Genomic DNA, 21141 nt, shown 5'->3' with positions numbered 1-21141 from the left:
GCGTGCTACGCGTATGAAAGCTTTATTGAAATGTCTGATCATCGAGGACGTACAGGCTGATTATCTGTTGCTGGAGCGTCACTTGCATCAGAGCAGTATGGCCGTGGAATGTCGGCGTGTAGACAGCAACGCGTCGCTGGCGCTGGCCTTGCAAGATGAGTGGGACTTGGTATTGTCGGATTACAACGTGCCGGGGATGGATATTCGCGATACCTTGCAATCCATTCAAGCCCTGAACGCGGATTTGCCGGTTATTTTGGTATCCGGCAGTGTGGGCGAGGAAGTTGCGATGGAGCTGTTGCGGCTAGGTATGGTTGATTTCGTATTTAAGGATAATTTGCTGCGCCTGTTGCCATCCATAAGTCGTGCGGTTGAAGAGCGTGATCAACGCCGGATTAGGCGTGAAGCGGAGCAGGCCTTGCGGCAAAGCCAGGAACAGGCGCTGTTAGAGCAACATCAGGCGCAACTGGCGGCATTGAATTTGATGGAAGATGCCATCGCGGCCCGGCGCCACGCCGAAGCCGCTGCGGAAGCCTTGCGCGAGAGCGAACGGCGTTTAATGCTGGCCCAGGAAGGTGCGCATGTCGGGATTTGGGATTGGGATATTGTCAACGATCACGGTTATTGGTCGCCGGAATGCGAGCGTCTGTATGGCTTGGAACCCGGAAGTGTGCGTTTCAACGCCGACTGGCGAGCAAGGGTGCATCCGGATGATCAGCATTTGATTGATGCGCAGTGGGGAAGCCGCATTTTGCGTGGCGAGGCGTTCGAGGTGGAGTTTCGCTATATTTTGCCATCCGGCGAAACCCGCTGGCTGAGCAGCAAGGGCCGCGCGCAATACGACGCTGCGGGTAAACCGATGATGCTGTTTGGGGTCAATCTGGATATTAGCGAGCGCAAACGAACCGAACAGCAACTACGTAAATTGGCGCAAGCGGTAGAGCAGAGTCCCGCCAGTATTATCATCACCAACCTGAACGGCGAAATCGAATACGTTAACGAGGCGTTTTTGCAGGTCAGCGGCTACCAGCGCGACGAGGTTATCGGCCGTAATCCGCGGATGTTGCAATCTAAGAAAACGCCGCCGGAAAATTATCGGGCTCTTTGGACCGCGCTGGGTCACGGCCAGACCTGGAAAGGCGAGTTTATTAATAAACGCAAGGACGGTAGCGAATATGTGGAATTCGCCATCATCGTACCCATTCGTCAAGCCGACGGTAGCATTACCCATTTTGTAGCGGTACAGGAAGACATCACCGAGAAAAAGCGCGTAGCGCTAGAGCTGGATCAATATCGGCATCACCTAGAAGAGTTGGTGGCCAGCCGCACTGCGGAGCTGAAAGCGGCAAAAGTGTTGGCGGATTCCGCTAATCAAGCCAAGAGCGCTTTTTTGGCCAATATGAGTCACGAGATTCGTACACCTATGAATGCCATCATCGGTTTGACCTATTTATTGCGGCAAGGCAACCCCAACCCGGAACAAACTGACCGTCTGGACAAAATTGACAATGCCGCTCAGCACCTGCTTTCCATTATTAACGATGTGCTGGATTTATCGAAGATTGAAGCTGGGCGCCTGGAACTGGAGCAAACCGATTTTTCCCTGGCGACAGTGTTGGATCACATCCGCTCCATCATCGCCGAACAGGCGCGGGCCAAATCCTTGACCATAGAAGTGGATGGGGAGGGCGTCCCGCAATGGCTGCGCGGCGATCCGACGCGTCTGCGGCAGGCCATGCTTAATTACGCTACTAACGCGGTCAAGTTTACGGAACACGGCTCCATTCGGTTACGGGCGATGGTGCAGGCGGAAAGCGCCGCGGGTTTGCTATTACGTTTTGAGGTGAGCGATTCCGGAATCGGTATCGACGCGGACCAACAATCCACCTTGTTTGAGGCTTTTATTCAGGCCGATGTGTCTACCACCCGCAAGTATGGCGGTACCGGTTTGGGTTTGGCAATTACCCGCCGTCTGGCAAATATGATGGGCGGGGATGCGGGTGTCGATAGTGTAGCGGGTGAAGGTAGTCGCTTTTGGTTTACCGCGTTGGTGCAACGCGGTCATGGCGTAATGCCTTTGGAACCCAATGAAAAACCCGCCGATGCGGAAATGATGTTGCGTAGAAATTATGCCGGTGCGCGCTTGTTGTTGGTGGAAGACAATCCAATTAATCGGGAAGTGGCGCTGGAGTTATTACACGGTGTGGGTTTGGCAGTGGACACCGCCGAAAACGGGCGGATCGCGCTCGAAAAAATCGGCAAGAACGCCTACGATCTAGTGTTGATGGATGTGCAAATGCCGGAAATGGATGGTTTGGAGGCAACTCGGGCGATACGGGCGCAGCCCCGTTTTGCCCAATTGCCCATTTTGGCGATGACAGCCGCGGCTTTTGAGGAAGATCGGCATATTTCTCTCGCCGCCGGTATGAACGATTTTGTTGCCAAGCCGGTAATTCCGGAAGATCTTTACGCGGCCTTGTTGCGCTGGTTATCGCGTTCCGGTCCGCGCTCTGTCGCGGCGGATAAGGCTGGACAAGTGCGTCGGCCCTTGCCAAGCACACCGGTAAACACGGGTGCCGTGCCGGACGCCTTAGTGTCCATTAACGGCCTGGATACCAGGCAAGGCCTTGCGGTGGTGAAGGGCGATGTCGATAAATATCAACGCTTGCTGAACATGTTTGCCGCTAGCCATAGCGAAGACGTAAAACAAATTAAGGCGTACTTAGCGAATGGCGCACCCGAGGAAGCAAAACGGATTAGTCACTGTTTAAAAGGCGTTGCCGGCACACTGGGTGCCAAGCAGGTTGCGGAACTGGCTTCCCAGTTGGACAAGGCGATAGCCGAGAATGTCGGCTTGATGGGTTGCATGGAGTTGGCGGGTTTGTGTGATAGCGAATTGACGCAACTGGTAAGGGCTATCTTGGCTTTGCCCTTACAAACGGAAAGCGGCGACGTGGGCGAGGCGATTATCGATGCGGAAAATATGAATCAAGTTGTTGCCGAGCTGGCAAACTTGCTGGCGATTGGGGATGCGCAAGCCAGCCGCGTGGCGCGCGAAGCCTCGAAGTTGTTGCGGGCTAAGTTGGGCGATTCGTACCCGGCGTTTGCTCGGCAAATCGACAACTTCGATTATCAAGCCGCCTTGTTAACTTTACAGGCGGCGGATACAAAATAACCGCAGTGGCTAACAGACACGGCGGTTATGGATAAGCAGTTTGCCAAGCGGATTTAGGATATTTGCGATTGCAGATAATTTTGCAAACCAATGATGTTGATCATGCCCAATTGTTGTTCCAGCCAGTGGGCGTGGTCCTCTTCGGTATCGTCCAGCATCATTTCCAGAATTTCCCGAGTTTGATAATCGCGAACCGTTTCGCAATAGGCAATCACTTTGCGCAAATCAGCGACTACCTTATATTCGACCGCTAAATCGTTTTTCAACATCTCCGGCACATCGCTGCCGACTGCCAGCGGTTCGCGCTTGGATAAATCCGGTGTGCCTTCCAGAAACAAAATCCGTTTTATTAAGGCATCGGCATGACCGGTTTCGTCCTGCACTTCGTGATTGATGCGTTCGTATAATTTGTTGAAGCCCCAGTTTTGATACATCCGGGAATGGATAAAGTACTGGTCAATAGCCGTCAGTTCGCCCGCCAGTAATTCGTTTAAATGTGCTATGACTTGTTTGTCACCTTGCATATGCCGCCTCCCGATAAATTTGATCTAGCCCTTGACTATGGTAATACAAAAAGCCGACAGGTTCTTGGTTTGAGCGGCTAAGAATAGATAATGCTGGCCCATTAGTCGGTTCTGTCCGGGTTAGTATCGGTTGAAAATATAGGGGGATATGATGCCGAAAACCTTGCAAAATTAATGCTGTCGGATAGCGTTTGGCGGAATAAAGCCAGCAAATATTCCGGTCAATTCCTCTGCAAGTGTTTTACTGTCGCCGCTGGTAATGAATACCAGCCTGCCGCGCCTATCGTCGCTGCTTCGTATGGTTAGTGGGGTGGGTGGATAAAGCCGATTGGCGGCGGCCTGGACCGCCAGAGCTTCTGCTTGCTCAGGCAGATAAACCACGCCTTTTATGCGCAATAAATCAAGCGGATGGCGAGCTAATAATTCTTGCAGGATTGCTTCTAACTGCAGCCAGGGTAAAGCCTGATCCAAATGCAGCGAGATGCTGGCAAAGTTATGCGCGGGTAGTGGATTGCCGGTAGGCAAACGGCGCAACGCTGGGCCTATGTTTGTTATTCGATCACCTGATTGGCATTCACCATCTGTCATCATATGCCTGGATGTGGCCGGCGCCAGGGTTTGCAGACGCTTGTTCAGCGCCGCATCTTGATCGGCAGCGGCCAGATCGGCATGGGTGAGTAACAAGGTATCGGCCCACACCACCTGGGCGCGCGCTTCGGCGAAATCATCCAATTGCTGCAAAGCCGAAGGAATCGCCAAGGTGGTAATGACAGCGGCCAAATGATAGCGGCTGGCCAGCCAACGTTCGCGCAGCAGCGTGTCCAAAATCGGTTCCGGACTGGCTACGCCGCTGGTCTCGATGATGATGCGGTCGAAAGGCTTGATTGCCGCACTGTTCCAGGCCATCCACAAGTTCTTCAAGGTCGGCGCCAGCGCACCTTTGATCTGACAGCACAAGCAACCGCCGGACAACACCGTCATCGGGATGTTTTGATCGGACAACAAATCCTGATCGACCGGCGTATTGCCAAACTCGTTGATGACAACGGCGGTTTTGACGCCATCGGCCAATAATCGATTCAACAAAGTGGTTTTGCCGCTACCCAGAAAACCGGTTAGGACGATGACGGGGATTTTGCTTGGATTCATTCGTCAATCAAAGATGCATTCATTTAAGATGCCACATCAAGCTACCGCATCGACATGGCAAGCCTCTAAGCTTGTCAATATCTGCTGTTTGGGCAGGTTACGGCCAATAAACACCAGTTGCGACTGGCGAGGTTCACCCGCCGGCCACGGCAAACCCAAGCTGTCGCCCATGATCATATGTACCCCCTGAAACAGGATTTTATTATCGTTACCGGCAATATTAAGGATGCCTTTGTAGCGTAATAAGTCCTTGCCGAACCCACCTACCATAATGTCCAGAAAAAGCAGCAGGCGCGACATCTCGAACGGCCGTGGCGAGCGATACACCAGGGAGCTGATGGCGTCGTCGTGTTCGTGGCTGACATCCTCCAGAAAATCCGGCTCGATTTTCAGAATATCTTCGAGATTAAAGCCACCGATGTCCAGTATATCCCGCAGCTCGGTTTGGCCAAAATGCACGGGTTTGATGGGCGCTCTGGGGTTCATCGAGCGCAAGCGGCTTTCCAAATCAGCCAGCACTTCCGCTGCCACCAAGTCGGATTTGGAGATCAAAATCCGGTCGGCGAAACCGACTTGTTCCTGGGCCTCATGGTGTTCTTCGAGTTGCTGGTGGGCATGAGCCGCGTCAACCACGGTAATGATTGCATCCAGCCGGTAATTTTTCGCAATAGCCTGATCGACAAAAAACGTCTGCGCCACCGGAGCCGGATCGGCCAAACCGGTGGTTTCGATGATCACCCGCTCGAAATGAATATCGCCGCTTTCCCGCCGCTCGGCCAATTCGCCGAGGATGCGCACCAGATCGCCGCGCACCGTGCAGCAGATGCAGCCGTTGTTCATTTCGACGATTTGCTCGTCGGCTTGCAGCAGCAGTTCATTGTCGATGCCGGCTTCACCGAATTCGTTTTCGATCACCGCAATACGCTTACCGTGGTGTTCGGTGAGAATGCGGTTTAGCAAGGTGGTTTTGCCTGCACCGAGAAATCCGGTGAGGATGGTAACCGGCACTGGATAATTGCGTTGGGTAATTGGGTTCATAAATGTCTCTTTCAGGGCTGGGTTCTAAGTCGTTGTATCAGGGCATAGGCTGAGTGGTTGTGGATAGACTCGAAGTTTTCCGACTCGACGCTGTAGCTTAATATCCGAGGTTCCGCGTTTAATCGGGCGGCTACGTCGCGCACCATGTCTTCGACGAACTTGGGATGGTCGTAGGCATATTCGGTGACGTATTTTTCGTCGGGGCGCTTTAACAGCCCGTAGATTTGTGACGAGGCTTCGGCTTCCACTAGCGTGATCAGCTCTTCCAGCCAGATGAACGCATTTGCTTCTACTGTAACGCTGACGTGTGAACGCTGGTTATGCGCGCCGCGCTCGGAGATTTCTTTGGAGCAGGGGCATAGACTGGTCACAGGTACCACCACTTTGACTTTGATACGACAGCCGGTGTGATCGATTTCGCCGATAAAGCTGACTTGATAATCCATTAGGCTGCGCACGCCGCTAACCGGAGCGGCTTTATCCACGAAGTACGGAAAACGCATCTCGATATAACCGGATTCGGCTTCCAGCCTGGTCAGCATTTCTTGTAACATGGCCGGGAACGAGGCGATGCTGATCTCCCGGTCGTGATTATTCAAAATTTCCACGAAGCGCGACATATGCGTGCCTTTGAAGTCGTGAGGCAGGTTGACGTACATATCAAAATGCGCGACGGTTCGCTGTTCACCGCAGCTTTTATCTTTGACTCTAACCGGGTGCCGAATGTCTTTGATGCCGACTTTGTCGATCGCTATGCGGCGCATATCCGGCCGGCCTTGAATATCTTCAATGGTGCTCATGGGTTTAATTTAACAATCACGTGGGGGCAGGGTTTTGCCGGCAATGTAAAGGCGCTAACGAAGGTCATCGTATGCGAGAGATTCAACCGTGGAACCTAAACCGGCTGGGTTCAGCGAAATCGTCGTCATTAACCGCGAAGTTGCTAAGTCTCAGGCTGTAGAATCGGTCGAAATGGTGTTGCACCGTAGGCATAATGCTGGGGTCGTAATCGGGTTGCAGGGTTTGGGTGCAGCCGCTTGGCCGGGATACGACGATTCCATCCCGCACTACCAGCTCGCCGTTTTTGAAAACGAGTGCTGCATCGGTGAACATGCTGTCTTCGTTCCTACGGCCCGGGGGCAGTAGACGGCAATGTCCGCTATCGCCCCCGGCGCCAAATGGCCGCGATCATGCAAACCCAGCAAATTCGCGGCAGCACTCCTGGTCATCGTGGCGATGTCGCTCAAGCTAAATTCTCGCTTTAGGTTTGGCAATAAGCTTAGTGCCAAGGCTTCTTGGTTTAAGCGCGCCATGCAGGCTTGGCGGTAATCGGCGTTCATCAACAAACGCATTAATTCAGGATAGGCGGTGAAGGGGGCGCCGTTGGGATGATCGGTAGTGAAAAACAGGCGCTCCGGTGCATCGGCTAGCAAAAATAATTCTAAACCAATCGCCCATTGCAGGGTGTTGACAAAGCTGGCCTCACGGTAGCGATAAGGCACCACGCCGCCCGAGCCCTCGCATTCGGCATCCCACATCACCCATTTTGTAGGGCTGGCGTCGCCGTGGCGGCTGTACTGCGCAATCACATCGCCGGAAATGGTGACTGTTTGGCCGAACATGACCTGGCCGACATCCATGGTGATATTCGGATGGCGGTTGAAGGCTTCCAATAGTTGTGCGGCTGCCGAGGAAAAGCCCTTGGCTCCGTCCTTGCCGTAGGCGTAAAACTGCACGTGGGCCAGATGCATAGGCAAACCTTGTGCGGCTGCCATGGTGGCGACGATGGTATCGACATTGCCTGCCATGCCCAGGTTATTGCAATGTACGTGCAGCGGATGGGGGACGCCCAGTTGGCAAACGGCTGTTTGCAGGGTTTGCAGAATTTGCCTGGAGCTAACACCGTAGTCGGGGACGATGTCGTCCAAGTCGAATTGGCGCACGTTGCTTTTAAAGGCGTTGGCTCCACCGGCGTTAATGACTTTTAGCCCCAGGGCGCGGGTGGCATTCAGCGTCCAGGCGACGTAATCGTTGATTTGGTTTTGGCCGGCTTTACTGCGCAGCAATCGCAGTAGAAAATCGTCGTTACCCAATATCGCAAGTGCGGCGGTATCCAGAATGGGAATATCGGCCAGTTGCAGATGTACGTCCAGCGCATTCACGGGCAACATGGCCGGCTCGACCACGGTGGTATAACCCATGCGCGCGTAGCGATAGCCGATGTCGGTAGTGGACCATTTTGCCGTGCTGAACCTGTGATTCAGTCGACGGGCCATATGGTTCCTATGCTGCTCCGGTAACAACAGGCGGGCGGTATTCAGATTACCGCCGGCAATATGGCTATGAATGTCCACGGCGCCGGCCATGACAATCTGGCCTCCCAGGTCATACACGGTGTCAAATTTCGCATCCGGGCCTGGGTCGCTGCTAATTAGTCCATCCCGGATATAGAGGTCACCCAGTTGGCCGTGCATGTTTTGGGTGGGATCGTAAATGTGTCCGTTTGCTAATTTGATCAGCAAAATCTTGTCCTCACAGCATATCCAGCGTTAGCACCAAGCGTCGTGGTTGGACGGCGGTCGGGATAGGTGAGCGATGCACGAATCCATGGCCTTCGTTGCCTTCCCAGGCTTCGCCTTTCATCAAGCCTACGGCATAAGCTGGCATCCGCCGAATGGCGGTTTGATCGACGATCAAGCCGGACTGCGCATCATCCTGGCCGCAACTACCCATGCCGAGCTTTCGTCTGTTCAGCGCATATTCCGGCAGCCACTCGGTACCGATGCCACCGTAGCTGCAGATCATGCGGGCAGGCACTCTATCCACATGAAAGCGCGGACACATGGCGGTTTTCAAGGTTCGCAGGCGCAAGCCGGCTTGCTTGAGTTCGAATAGCTCGCAGAACGCCGAGGTCAATAGTTCGATATCTGCTAACCATTCCCCGTATCCCGCGCAGCGGCTGGCTTGCGGCCATAGTTCGGTAAAATTGAAATGCAGGGGATTGATCGCTTGGCTGAGTTCCAGGTTGCCGAATGCTTTTAAGGCGTTGTTGACAAAGTTTTCAATCGCCTGCGGGAGCGGCCGTTGTACCAGGCAAAGATTCACACCGTCTTCGTAGATGCGGGATAAATCGGCAAACTCCGTCGAGATGACGGTTTTGCTTGCCGGCGTATATGACACCGCTTGGAATGTGCCAACGAAATTCAGTGGCGCGATCGTCGCTTGGCGAAATGGGGTACGAGCAAACACAAAAAACTCCTTAAACAGCCAATAAGGCCTGTTCGAAAAATACAATGAATTGCATAAAGCCGATGCCTATGCCGAACGCGGCGGTTTGGCCGCTAAGGCTAGGGAAGCTGCAGCGTTCGTGTAACACAGGAATTAGATCGGAGGCGGCGATATAGATGAAGCCACCGGCGGCAATCGGCAACAATAAGGTTAAGGACGACTCCGCCAACTGACTGAGCACTAAGGTAAATAGCGCGCCCGGTAGCACGGTCAGCGAGCAATAAAAGTTGTAGAGCACCGCTTGTCTGGGTGAATAGCCGCCGCGCAGCAATGCGCCAACATCGCCAAGTTCCTGCGGTATCTCATGAGCGATGATGGCCAAGGTGGTGGTCAAGCCCAATGCCGGGTCCGCCAGAAAACTGCCGGCGATCAAAATGCCGTCAACGAAGTTGTGCATGGCGTCGCCGATCAAGTTCATTTTAGCCAGCGGCAGAATGTCGTTCTGATCAGGGGTGGTATCGACGTTATGGTCGTGGCGCCAACGCACCAGTTTTTCCAGCACAAAGAAACCGAATACACCGACTAATACCGTTAAACACACTTCACTGACTGCGCCGTGGCGGCTGACCGCATCGGGAATTAAATGAATGAAGGCATCGCCCAACAATACCCCCACGGCCAGTGCTACCAAATACGGGACTATCCGTTTCAAGGTGTCTGGTTTTAGGTATAGGGCAAAGATGCTGGACAGCGAACATAAGCTGACCGCAAGACAGGCGGCAATGGCGCCGGCAGTTGTGCTGAGTGCGATAGTCATGTGCGCTTTGGTCCGGTAGATTTGATCGAGTGGTATGCGGGGTGCGAGCTGTAAATAAAGCTGGCTACTTTGTTCGGCAAGGCATGGGTGGCGAAATGGGCCAGCATAAAGCCCAAGACACTTAAAAAGAGCTTGGACAGCACGCGTTTAGGTGCCGGTCTGTCAATCAACGGCAAGACTATGGCCAGGATAAGCAACAATTCAATGCCGATGATATGCAGATAGCTGTCGATGCTAGCCATCGGCAAACCATTGTGGAAACTCGTCTTGATATCGGTGCCACGCTTTTGGTCCGGCAGCCAGCTCCGCATCGGTCAACAGACAGGCATCGAGTTCGCGACGGACTTTTTCGGCATCGACATTTTGCCCGATGAAGACCAGTTCTTGGCGACAGTCGCCGTAGGGTTCCGCCCATTGGGATTCAATGTCTGACAAATACTCTTCCGGCCATTCTTGTCGCGGGACGGAAGCCCACCAACGTCCGGCTAAGCCATGGTGCATCACGCCGCCAGCTTGTGACCAACTGCCGGCATGATCCGGACGTGACGCCAGCCAGAAAAAACCTTTAGAACGCAGCAAGGTGCCGTTTTCCCATTCGCCTTCGTGCAAATGGGCGTAGAAACGTTGCGGATGGAAAGGCCGGCGCACGCTGTAAACAAAGCTGCCTATGCCGTAATCCTCTGTTTCCGGCGTATGTTCGCCACGTAACTCTTTCAGCCAGCCCGGCGCCTGTTCAGCTTTATCGAAATCAAACAAGCGGGTGTCGAGGACTTTTTGTAAATCGACCTGACCCATGACTATAGGGATGATGTCGGCATCGGGGTTAAGGCTGCGTAATACGGCTTTCAGATTCACGACTTCGTCGCTGGCGATCAGGTCTATTTTTGAAATCAGGATGACATTGGCGAATTCGATTTGGTCCACCAGCAAATCTGCGACATTGCGCTCGTCGTCTTCGCCTAGCGATTCGCCGCTTTCTTTTAAACTTAAGGCCTCCATGTAATTGCGCATGAAGTTCACCGCACCCACAACCGTGACCAGCGTGTCCAAGCGGGCAATGTCGGATAAACTCAAGCCATGTTCGTCGCGGAAGGTAAAGGTTTCCGCAATCGGCAGAGGCTCGGCAATGCCGGTGGACTCGATCACCAAGTAATCAAAGCGGCCGTCCTTGGCCAAGTTGCCGATCTCGATCAGCAAGTCCTCGCGTAGCGTGCAGCAAATGCACCCGTTGCTCATTTCGACCAGCTTTTCCTGGCCACGATTCAGTTGTATCTCATTCTTGACCGTCGCAGCATCGATGTTGACCTCGCTCATGTCATTGACGATGACGGCTACTCTTAAATTTTCCCGATTGTTGAGAATGTGGTTCAACAAGGTGGTTTTACCTGCGCCGAGAAAGCCGGACAGCACGGTGACAGGTAGTACTCTGGATGGGGCGTGTTCAATAGGCATGCTGGTGACAATGTTATATTGTAGCGTTGTTGGTGCCTAAAAAAGGCGCTGTCGATAAAACAGCGCCTGCATAAGCGGTTCTCAATAACTGACTCTAAATCCCACTTCCACACCACGCCCGGCTTCCGGTGCAAAGTTGCGCAAATACGAAGTCGCGTTGCGGATGTTTTGATCCAGCAGGTTGTTGCCTTTGGCGAAGAGCATTAATTTGGCGTCCTGATACGCTTTAACTTGGTAATTGACGCCGACATTCAACAGGTAATAACCGGCCGTTGAGGTTTCGAATTCACCGACGTGGGTTTGGTCGTCGGCGCGGGTCAGGCGCAGGTAGCTGGATAAACGGTCTTTGTTGTAGTCCAGTTGCAGACCGTATCGTAGCGGCGGCATGCGCGGCACGTCGCCGCCGGATTTGAATTCGCCGCGGGTGTAGTCGCTGAACAAGGTTAGTTCCAACAGGCCGATGTGGTTTTCCATCATCGGGAAAATCAGCTTGGCTTCGTAACCTCTGAATATGGCGTCCTGCTGGTTGCTTTGCATGACCGGAATCGTACAGTCGGGTGCACAGGCGTCGCTGCCGTCCTCGTTTACATGGTTGCCGGTGCGGTGTTGGTAGATGTAGTCGCTGGCCCAGTTGTGGAATAGGTCGAATTCGGCGCGCAGCCAGTCGGTTTTAAAGCGGTAGCCCAGGTCGAGGTTATACGAGGTCTCTTCCTTCAGGCTAAGGCTACCCAGTTCGAAACTGCGAGTGGCGTCGTGGTAGCCATTTGCTAGCAATTCCTGTACGTTTGGTGCGCGCGACGAACGGGTGATCGCCAGATTCAGGCTGTTACGATTATCCAGCTTCCATAAGGCGGAGGCTGAAGCGCTAACCGGCGTGTAACTCAAGGGCGTGAAACCGTCCGGGTGAATGTCGGTTTGTTCGACGCGGGTGCCGAGCTGGTAGGTGAGCGGGCCAAGGTCAAACGATTCGACGCCGAATACGCCGTAGCTGTAGGTATCCGAACGCGGCACGATGCTGGCGCCGGTCAGTTTTTCGATGGCGTTGAAATTGCTGGACTGAGCCTGAAAACCGATCGCGCCGCGCAAGGGGCCGATGTCATGGTGGTTTAACTCAATCCGGCCTTCGTAGCTTTTGTTGGTGAAAAACGCACCGGGGGAGCCGTTGGTGATCTCGGTATGCTCATAATCGGTATAACCCAGCCGGGTACGTAGGCTTTTAGCAAACGGCAGCGGGTTATTAAGTTCACTTTTAAAGTCGTATTTGTTCTGGCGCATAGCAATGCGCACGGTTTCGTCGCCGGTGCCGTTCGGCGCGATGGCGTAGTTGTTATTCAAATTATTGATAGAGGCGCCGACGAAACCAAAGTTGTCGATCCAGGACAATCCGGCCGAGCCGCTGATCGCTTCGGCACCGGTGTTATTTAGATAACCGCGTGGGTTGTCGACGACTTCAAGCGCCGGATCGGTGATCGCTACTTTAGCGGTATCGATGCCCTGGCCGCCAATGTCCAGATTGTTGCGGTGCCGGTAAAAGCCGTCCACATGGTAGGCGATATGATCTTTGCTGCCCTCGACTTTCATTGTGGTGCTGGTTTCGTCGCTGGTAGAGTCGAACCGCTGTTCCAGCGCGGCGTTGAGCGCTTTGTCGAAGGCTCGTCCCGGAATCCGGTTATCGATGACGTTGACCACGCCACCGATCGCACCACTGCCATAAAGTAGAGAGGCCGGGCCGCGTAACACTTCGATACGCTCTGCCAGCAGCGGTTCGACGCTGGTGGCGTGGTCGGGACTAATCGCCGACACGTCGTTGCTGCCAATGCCGTTGCTTAATACCCGCACCCTCGGACCGGCTTGACCGCGAATCACTGGCGTGCCGACGCCGGGACCGAAGGATTGGCTGCTGATCCCCAATTCGTTTTTTAAAGTATCGCCGATACTGTGGCCGGTTTTCATCCTCAGTTCGTCGTCGCTTAATACAGTGACCGGAACGGGGCTGTCTGATTTTTTATCTTGCAGCGGTGCGGTGACGACGATTTCTTCAAGCGCTTGTAAAGGCGGTTCTTCGGCAAGCAGCACGGAGGAGGGTAGCATTAAAATCAGAGCGGTGGTTTTTTTCATGTTAAGTGGAGCGGTCAGGAGTGATGGGCAAAGATGTTATAATATAACAGATGTGGATGCAATATTATCGCCTCGGTTTTTACTTGTCTCTGGCAAGGCGGCTTTACGGGTTTGGGTTGGATGCGCTGTTAAAACAACAGCATTGATAGAAACAATCCAAGCGCGCAGCTGGACCGTTACCCGAATGACTTCACTCCCGCAGGCGGGGCGCAAATTCGCGAGATTTAAGAGCTATTTGCACCCTAAGCTTGATACATCAGCTTGGCCTATAGCTAAAAATATTTCAGTATTGGGCAAAATTAGGTTGAATAAGCAATAGGGAAATCGGGCGTTCTGTGTAAAACGGGGTTGAGATTGTTGATTTGCCGCAATCGACCCGTTGCTGACACCTGTTCCCTTAGCTTTATTGATGGCACTAGAATACATACCTGTCGTTCAAGGTCACATCGGTGCTTGATTGCAAGACCTGCCCCATTCTTGTTCTGACTCCCGGCTTGTTGAGTGGCAACGGCAGTTTCATTGGCAATTTCGGTGACCCGCTTGCTAGTACAGTCACCTTGCCGCCGGGTGCGCCAGTTGGAATTCTGAGCGTCGATACCGATCAAGCCGCATTGACTTGCGCGGGCTGCATGGTGACCATTGAAATCGCGGACGCTAGTAGCGTCGACCAACTACATGTGGCCGGCCTTAGACAATTGGTGGCTCAATGTTCAGTTGCGCGAAGGCTTCATTCCATAACTCGGTACAAGTTTTAGCATCGTGACGGCGGATTCGATCACGGAAGAGAGTGGCGCAACAACTTATATTCTGCCGACGTTATCCAACGGACGTACCAAGGCGGTTGATAACAACGGTACAGCGATTACTTTGACGGAAAATTGACAACTTCTCGAAAGCAAGATAGGTCAGGGAACCCGATAGCGTTCCCTGACGATTTACCTTTAAGTCAATTTGTTTCTGTAGCTATCAAATTACGCTCAATTTTAAACTGGTACCGTCATTCTCGAAGTGCCATTGCAGTCCCGCCGGCAGTTTCGGCAAGTTGAGGTTGTCTTGATTGAAATCATCCGTCCCTACATAGTTAGCGGTGAGCAATGTAAAACTGTTTCCCGCGCTTGGAACAAAGCCAATTTTTAAAATTACGTTGATTTTGGCGTTACCGACAATATAAACATCTCCGTCAACGTGAAGCTTGCTGTTGTTATTTACACCGCCGATGGCGAAATCCAGCGCCCCGTGTTCAAGCACCGAATAACCGATTTCTGGAACTAGGGTCAGCTCACTGAATGGCGCATTGGCATTTCCGCCCGGCGAAATAGTGAATCTGGCGCTGATTAACTGTTCCGGGAACCTTAACACCTTTCCAGCGCCGCTCAGCGTGCCGCCTTTGAAATCGAGTACATGGGCTCCGAAGGTGCCATTTATTCGAGTTTCGCCGCTGTTTTGAATGTAAGTAGCTTTATTGTATTGCGAGGCTGTATCTGATCCAAAATCGCACTTGCTGCCAGAGCCAACTTCAAAATAGCCCTCGTTGTTAACGGTTAATATTCGGCCCCACTGCAGGCAAACATTCCCGCCGTCGTAGCCATCTGGAGTATTTTTTCTTTGAATCAGAAATTTTCCAGTATTATGAATGAGGCCTTGAAACATATAGGTAAATGGAACCCAACTACCCGCAGGGGCACCTATGCCGTCTCCCACTCCATTCGCTACAGCAATTGTGCCCGCGTTTTCAATGGCCGTCGTTTGGTAGCCATCGATGTAGTTTGTGAAAACCATGTATCCATCGGGATTGTTAAAGATTGATAACGTTCCCGCCGTTATTCCGCCTTCGAACAAGATATTGCCGTCATTGTTTAGGGTGACGGTCCTGGAGCTTCCACCTTGAAGCGTGGACGTATGGTTAGTGGTCTTTATCAAACCTTTGTTGTTAATCACGCCGTTATGAAAAGAGATATCTCCCTGCACGGTATCGTCCGAAGCAACGTTTACGATTTGGTAGGTTGTACTATTGCCTTGTATCCCCGGGATTATTGCAGCGCTGGCGGCTTGACAAGAAAGCAAAGTAGCCGTGCAAATAATTTTTCTGAATTTTTCCTTATTTCTCATGATTTCTACTCCTGATTGTAAATAACTTCCACTATTACGTTTTAAAGCTTGGGCATGTTACCGTCTGGCGAGTTGAATCATTTTGGCTTCTTGAAAAATATGGTTTTAGTCAAATGGACTTCTAGCCAAATTTGACGTTGGATCAGTGGTCAAAAATGATTGCTTTGAAATAACATCCCGTCTTGCTTGCTCGTATCTTTGTGTTGAGCATGCGAATAAAAAAGGCGAATATCGTGCCATTTATATCATTCTGATTTATAAAGAATATTTATGTGGGGCTTTTTGAGTTAAGGGTTTTGCCGCGCAAGTTGGCGGAAAAGTGAGGCATATCACTTGATTTTGGTGGAGTTTTCAAACTGCGGGCGTATCGGTTTGCGCGTGCGAAATCTTGACCAGGCAGACGAAGATATAAGTTGCTTAAATGGCAGTGGCGATTGCTTTGAAGGGGTTACAGGTCAGACCAGTAAGGGTCTTTAGTTTTCGGTGCGAGGATTGAAAGGAGAGGTTATTTGGGTTTTTTCGCTATTTACTATTGCAACGGTAAACCGCTTTCTCCTTGGTTAACGGCTTCGTCGTCGCTTTCAGCATTTCATGCACACCCATATCGGCTTCCGAAGCGTCTCGATTTTCGAGTTGACGTTTGATTAGTCGATGATGGATTGATTCTTCGTCGCCCAGGATATGGAGGATGGCGAACGGCGCGGCAAGCTCCGTCGCGAGGTCGGGGTCAGGTCTTGTAATCAAGCATCTATAGCTAAGCTGACGGACAGATATCCATTCAACTGCGGTCACTGACGTTCGAAGCACAGTCGTCACCTTTTGGCCGCTATGTTAAGCTCAACATAGCGACCCCTATGTGTAGTACGAAACTATGAGTAGATTGTTAATCCCACCTAGATGATAGATTGAGTTCACCTGGGTTATGGCCAATATGATTAAATCGTAACTTCACATAGTTTTGCCGGTGTCCTGAAGTAAAAAAATCAGTGACATCATGGATTCTAATGAATCACGTCCGGCGCCAATTTAACCAGTTGGCTATTTAAAAGCCGGTTGGCGCTCTACGGCGAGATTTCATGGTCTTTGGTATGCTCCAAATTACCTGGATCAACAATCGACCGATAATATCCGGTCGATGGCAAGTTGACGCGACATCTTCAAGTGTTGAAATTATGTGTAGTTGCGTTCGACCTTATGCCACGGATACCAAGGGCTAAGCCACAAGGTAAATTTGCAAATACACATAGGTTCATACTACACATAGTGGCCGATTGGAGCCGGATGCTTGGTATCTCCAACCAATCCCAATAATGTATCTCGATACAAACTTTCATCGATTTCAACCAAGCCAACATTGAATGAGTACAGCCACGGCAGCGCGTTGCGGGATCATTTCCAAGCAGAAAATGCACATGGCCGATTTAAGCAATTTGCATTTGCTGGCAGCTAATTTATAGAGACGAATGTTCCAAACAATGCATGGACTGGACCGCGATTTCCAGCTCCTCGTCTGTAGTAATCACTAATACTGCCAAGCCGGTGTTGGATTGGCTGATGTTGCCGCAGGGCCGCGCTGGTGTTTGGTTTTTTTGCGGGTCTATGGCAATGCCGAAGAGTGTCATATCCTGACAGCATTGTTCACGCAACCACGCGTCGTTCTCGCCTATGCCACCGGTAAATACCAAGGCATCGACATGGCCCAGCACCGCAAAATAAGCGCCGATGTATTTTTTGATGCGATAAGCGTACATCGCTAATGCCAACCGGGCATGATCGTCGCCGGCTTCCGCCATCAGGTGTATGGCACGCATGTCGTTTTCGCCGCAAATGCCTTTGCAGCCGCTTTCTTTGTTTAACAAGGTTTCGATAGCGTCGTTGGACAAATTTAGCGTTCGGCTCAGATAAAAATGGATTGCCGGGTCGATGTCGCCGCAGCGGCTGCCCATCATCAAGCCTTCCAGCGGCGTCATACCCATTGATGTATCGATGCTCCGGCCGTTTTTGATTGCGGTGACGCTGGCGCCGTTACCCAGATGCAGCGTGATTAGATTGGTTTCCGACAAGGGTTTGCCGAGATATTGTGCGGCTTGCTCGGCGACGTAACCATGCGAAGTGCCGTGGAAGCCGTAACGCCTTACGCCATGTTCCGCATAAAGAGGTTCGGGCAGGGGATAGCGATAGGCATAATCCGGCAGGGTTTGATGAAACGCAGTATCGAATACCGCCACTTGCGGCGTGTCGCCCATTTGCCGGATGGCTTCCTCAATGCCCAACAGATTGGCGGGGTTATGCAATGGTGCCAGCGGAATGACTTCGGCAATGTGCTGCATGACTTGCGTATCGATCAAAGCCGGTTCGCGAAAATGTTCGCCGCCATGGACGACCCGATGGCCGATGCAGGCCAATTCTCGGCGGTCATTTAGCACGCGGCAAGCGGCAAGCGTTTCGAATAAGACTTGCAAGGCTTGATGATGATTGCGGCTGACGATGTCGGCATGTGTCCTGTCGGTATTCGCCAGCGTGTAGCTATGGCTGGCGGCTGTTTCACCGATACGTTCGATAATGCCGGCAATTAACACCGAGTGATCGGTCATCTCGAATAAGCTGTATTTAACCGATGAACTACCGGCGTTGAGCACCAGAATTTTCATGAAAATCTCGAAGGGGTTTGTGATTAAGGTGGTTTTTGAGAAAGTTTGTACCCATTGGCAATGCCAAATATGTCGTTCGCTTCGGGTCCGCTCAGCGAACGGTCGACTTCGAGTACTTCGGCTTCGCTCAGCACAAGTCCGCTGGTTCAACGGAAAATTGCTTGGTTTGGGTACATTTATTGCGATAAATAGCCTAGGGCGCAAGTTTCGCTGGTGGTGGCGGGCTGTAGCGGCGCTCCAGATCATGGTCGATTTTACCGGTTAGGCTTTCCACGGCTTTGATGGTAAGGCTGGCATTGGGGCCTTTGGATTCGGCAATGTAGTCGCCAACCAATTTGCCATCGTCAACCTTGACCAAACGTCCCATCAGATAAGCGAACAAAAAGCTGGGTTTGTGTAGCCGTCCGACCAAAATGTAGTCGGCTTGGAATTGCTTGCCTAGCTCCGCGGCGACATCGGCATGGTCGAACAAATAGCCGACTCCGCTGTTGGCGGCTTGTTGTGCTGGGTGCGGAATAGCCACGACAGTATAGCCGGCGCGGGTTAATTCCTGTTCCAGCAGCGGTTTGATCGACGCGGTTCTTTGCAGTTCAGTGGGGACGCCCGGCGCCAGTGTTAGGTCTTTCAATTCAAAATCCAGAACGGCGATGCGGGTTGCCGCCAGTGAATCAAAGCTGAGCAGACCAAGCAGCAATCCGCGTAGCATGGCGTTAACCATCATGTCTTATCGGCTTCTTGAGCTTGAATCGCGGTAATGACGACGGTGTTGACAATGTCTGTCACGGTGCAGCCGCGGCTTAGGTCGTTGACCGGTTTGTTTAGGCCTTGCAGGATGGGGCCGACGGCTATGGCGCCGGATGAGCGCTGAACGGCTTTATAGGTATTGTTGCCGGTATTCAGGTCGGGGAAAATCAATACTGTCGCTTGGCCGGCCACCTTGCTGTTGGGCAATTTGGTTTTAGCTACGCTGGCGTCCACGGCGGCATCGTATTGCATTGGACCTTCCAGCAGCAAATCCGGGCGCAAGGTTTGGGCAATTTTGACGGCGTCTCTGACCTTATCCACTGCTTCGCCTTTGCCGGATTCGCCGGTGGAGTAGGACAACATGGCAATCCGCGGTTCGATGTTGAACATGCGCGCGGTTTCGGCGGCGTTAATGGCGATGTCGGCCAATTGCGCGGCGTTGGGGTTAGGAATCACCGCGCAATCGCCATAGACCAGTACGCGATCTTCCAGGCACATGAAAAACACGCTGGACACTATCGATGCGCCGGGTTTGGTTTTGATGATTTCGAAGGCGGGGCGAATAGTATGTTGAGTGGAATGCACCGAACCGGACACCATGCCGTCGGCATAAGAGAGATGAATCATCAAGGTGCCGAAATAACTGGGATCGGCCATTAAGTCGAAGGCTGTGTCGTACACAATGCAACGATGCTTGCGGGCTTGGTAATAGGTTTCCGCGAACAAGGGCCGCAGTTCGGATTTAATCGGGTCGATGATGTTGATATTGTCCATCTTCAAGGCCATGGCCTGAATTTTCTGACGGATCTCGGCTTCGTTACCCAGCAGGGTGATTTTGACGACATCGCGCAGTAGTAAAATCTCCGCCGCGCGCAGAATTCGCTCTTCATTGCCTTCCGGTAGCACGATATGCTGCTTTTTGGCCTTGGCGCGCTGCAGCAAATCGTACTCGAACATTAGCGGCGTGGTTTTATGCGAAACCTTGCTGCACAGCCGCAGCCGCAGTTCCACCATATTGATATTGTTCTCTATCAATCCTAGCGCGGTGGCGATTTTGCGGTCGTCTTGCGAATGCAGACGGGCGGTAACTTGGCTGACTTCTAAAGCGGTGGTGAAGGTGTCGGAATCGACGCCGAGTACCGCAAACGGCGTACCGCCCAAGCCATCTATTAATTTTTGCACTTGCGGGGCGGGTTGTTGATGGCCGGTCAATATCAGACCGGCAATCTGCGGATAGTTGCTGGAGTTGTAGGCCATCAGACTAGCCATGATTATGTCCGATCTATCGCCAGGCGTGATGATCAAGTCGCCGGTTTCCACATAATCCAGAAAGTCCGGCACCAACATCGCCGCGACTTTGTAGTGATACACCTCTCTGCTCATGGTCGCACTTTCGCCGGAAAACACTTTGGCGCCTATCACTTTGGCGATATTGCCGATGGTGGGTTTTTCCAAGGAGGTTTCGGCAGGCACCACGTACACGGGGAATGCGCTGGAATGATTTAAGCTGTGGCGTAGGCTGGCAATTTGATTTTGCGCGACGCCAATGATAACCGTAGCCAGCGATTCGCAATCGTGCTCGTGCATGGAATGTTTCAGGCTGGCCAAACCATTTAAAATTTGTTCGTCGCTACGATTTTCGCCTTGCATAACCGGCATCATCAGGCAACCCAAATTATTGGCGACATCGGCGTTGAAATCGAATTCGAAAATGGCGTTGCCGTGTCGATAGTCGCTACCGACGCAGAGCACATGATTGCAACGTGTCTTCAAGGCCCGGTATTTGGCCAGAATGGTTTTCAACAGTTCATCGTACTGCTCGGCGGCCAAAAATTGGCGGGCTTCTTCGCTGGTACAGCCATACATGGCTTCGTATGGGGTGCCGAGCTGATAACGGTGGGTAATGAATTGAATCAAATCGTCTTTGTCAGCATTACCTCGAATAATCGGCCGGAAAAAACCGATATTGTCGGCATAGCCGGACAACATTTCGATGATGGCCAACATGATCAAGGATTTTCCGTTACCCTCGTCGACGCCGGCAATATAAATGTCCTGCGAAATCAAAGGCTCGCTTTGTGGATTCGGCTGAGTTGGATTCATGATCGATGACTTATGAATAAATTGGAAAGTCTA

The 21141-nt window shown here is 52.2% G+C and carries 15 protein-coding genes and 1 pseudogene; 1 reads left to right on the top strand and 15 read right to left on the bottom strand.

Features of this window, described 5'->3' with window-relative positions:
* Nucleotides 1-13: 13 nt before the first annotated feature.
* Nucleotides 14-3175, top strand: a complete 3162-nt coding sequence (locus EBA_RS15245; protein WP_192375496.1) for a response regulator — start codon at nucleotides 14-16, stop codon at nucleotides 3173-3175.
* Between the two features lie 53 nt (nucleotides 3176-3228).
* Here the strand turns inward: EBA_RS15245 and bfr are convergent, their stop codons facing one another.
* The 15 genes and pseudogenes from bfr to pta all read right to left on the bottom strand — a co-directional run bounded on the left by bfr (nucleotide 3229) and on the right by pta (nucleotide 21108).
* On the bottom strand, nucleotides 3229-3699 hold the full coding sequence (gene bfr / locus EBA_RS15240) for a bacterioferritin (RefSeq protein ID WP_192375495.1): 471 nt from the start codon (nucleotides 3697-3699) through the stop codon (nucleotides 3229-3231).
* Nucleotides 3700-3870: 171 nt separating this feature from the next.
* The gene (locus tag EBA_RS15235) at nucleotides 3871-4848 is read right to left on the bottom strand and encodes a CobW family GTP-binding protein (RefSeq protein ID WP_192375494.1); all 978 of its coding nucleotides are present in this window, start codon (nucleotides 4846-4848) and stop codon (nucleotides 3871-3873) included.
* A 36-nt stretch (nucleotides 4849-4884) separates the two neighbouring features.
* On the bottom strand, nucleotides 4885-5886 hold the full coding sequence (locus EBA_RS15230) for a CobW family GTP-binding protein (RefSeq protein ID WP_192375493.1): 1002 nt from the start codon (nucleotides 5884-5886) through the stop codon (nucleotides 4885-4887).
* A gap of 11 nt (nucleotides 5887-5897) precedes the next feature.
* The gene (gene folE2 / locus EBA_RS15225; RefSeq protein ID WP_192375492.1) at nucleotides 5898-6686 is read right to left on the bottom strand and encodes a GTP cyclohydrolase FolE2; all 789 of its coding nucleotides are present in this window, start codon (nucleotides 6684-6686) and stop codon (nucleotides 5898-5900) included.
* Between the two features lie 82 nt (nucleotides 6687-6768).
* Nucleotides 6769-8408 (bottom strand): annotated as a pseudogene (locus tag EBA_RS15220) (formylmethanofuran dehydrogenase subunit A).
* A 10-nt stretch (nucleotides 8409-8418) separates the two neighbouring features.
* Entirely contained in the window at nucleotides 8419-9135 is a 717-nt protein-coding gene (locus EBA_RS15215; RefSeq protein WP_192375491.1) for a DUF1826 domain-containing protein, read from the bottom strand.
* Between the two features lie 10 nt (nucleotides 9136-9145).
* Nucleotides 9146-9931, bottom strand: coding sequence for a ZIP family metal transporter (locus EBA_RS15210; RefSeq protein WP_192375490.1), 786 nt, complete (start codon nucleotides 9929-9931; stop codon nucleotides 9146-9148).
* Complete coding sequence (locus EBA_RS15205) at nucleotides 9928-10173, bottom strand: hypothetical protein (RefSeq protein WP_192375489.1); 246 nt, start codon at nucleotides 10171-10173, stop codon at nucleotides 9928-9930. Before EBA_RS15205 ends, EBA_RS15210 begins: the two co-directional genes overlap by 4 nt.
* On the bottom strand, nucleotides 10166-11383 hold the full coding sequence (zigA, locus tag EBA_RS15200; protein WP_192375488.1) for a zinc metallochaperone GTPase ZigA: 1218 nt from the start codon (nucleotides 11381-11383) through the stop codon (nucleotides 10166-10168). The genes EBA_RS15205 and zigA overlap by 8 nt, the downstream gene beginning before the upstream one ends.
* An 81-nt stretch (nucleotides 11384-11464) precedes the next feature.
* On the bottom strand, nucleotides 11465-13501 hold the full coding sequence (locus EBA_RS15195; RefSeq protein ID WP_192375487.1) for a TonB-dependent receptor: 2037 nt from the start codon (nucleotides 13499-13501) through the stop codon (nucleotides 11465-11467).
* A 966-nt stretch (nucleotides 13502-14467) separates the two neighbouring features.
* Nucleotides 14468-15610: a hypothetical protein gene (locus EBA_RS15190; RefSeq protein ID WP_192375486.1), complete on the bottom strand. Its 1143-nt coding sequence runs from the start codon at nucleotides 15608-15610 to the stop codon at nucleotides 14468-14470.
* A gap of 522 nt (nucleotides 15611-16132) precedes the next feature.
* On the bottom strand, nucleotides 16133-16354 hold the full coding sequence (locus EBA_RS15185; protein WP_192375485.1) for an ATP-binding protein: 222 nt from the start codon (nucleotides 16352-16354) through the stop codon (nucleotides 16133-16135).
* A 707-nt stretch (nucleotides 16355-17061) separates the two neighbouring features.
* Nucleotides 17062-18261 (bottom strand): acetate/propionate family kinase, encoded by a 1200-nt coding sequence (locus EBA_RS15180; RefSeq protein WP_192375484.1) that lies wholly within the window; start codon nucleotides 18259-18261, stop codon nucleotides 17062-17064.
* A gap of 193 nt (nucleotides 18262-18454) precedes the next feature.
* Nucleotides 18455-18982, bottom strand: coding sequence for a DUF2380 domain-containing protein (locus tag EBA_RS15175; protein WP_225616326.1), 528 nt, complete (start codon nucleotides 18980-18982; stop codon nucleotides 18455-18457).
* Nucleotides 18979-21108 (bottom strand): phosphate acetyltransferase, encoded by a 2130-nt coding sequence (gene pta / locus EBA_RS15170; RefSeq protein WP_192375483.1) that lies wholly within the window; start codon nucleotides 21106-21108, stop codon nucleotides 18979-18981. Before pta ends, EBA_RS15175 begins: the two co-directional genes overlap by 4 nt.
* Between the last annotated feature and the right edge of the window lie 33 nt (nucleotides 21109-21141).

The organism is Methylomonas albis, assembly GCF_014850955.1.
Classification (GTDB): domain Bacteria; phylum Pseudomonadota; class Gammaproteobacteria; order Methylococcales; family Methylomonadaceae; genus Methylomonas; species Methylomonas albis.
The sequence above is the reverse complement of the archived record's forward strand: the minus strand, read 5'-3'. Positions and strand labels throughout refer to the sequence as shown.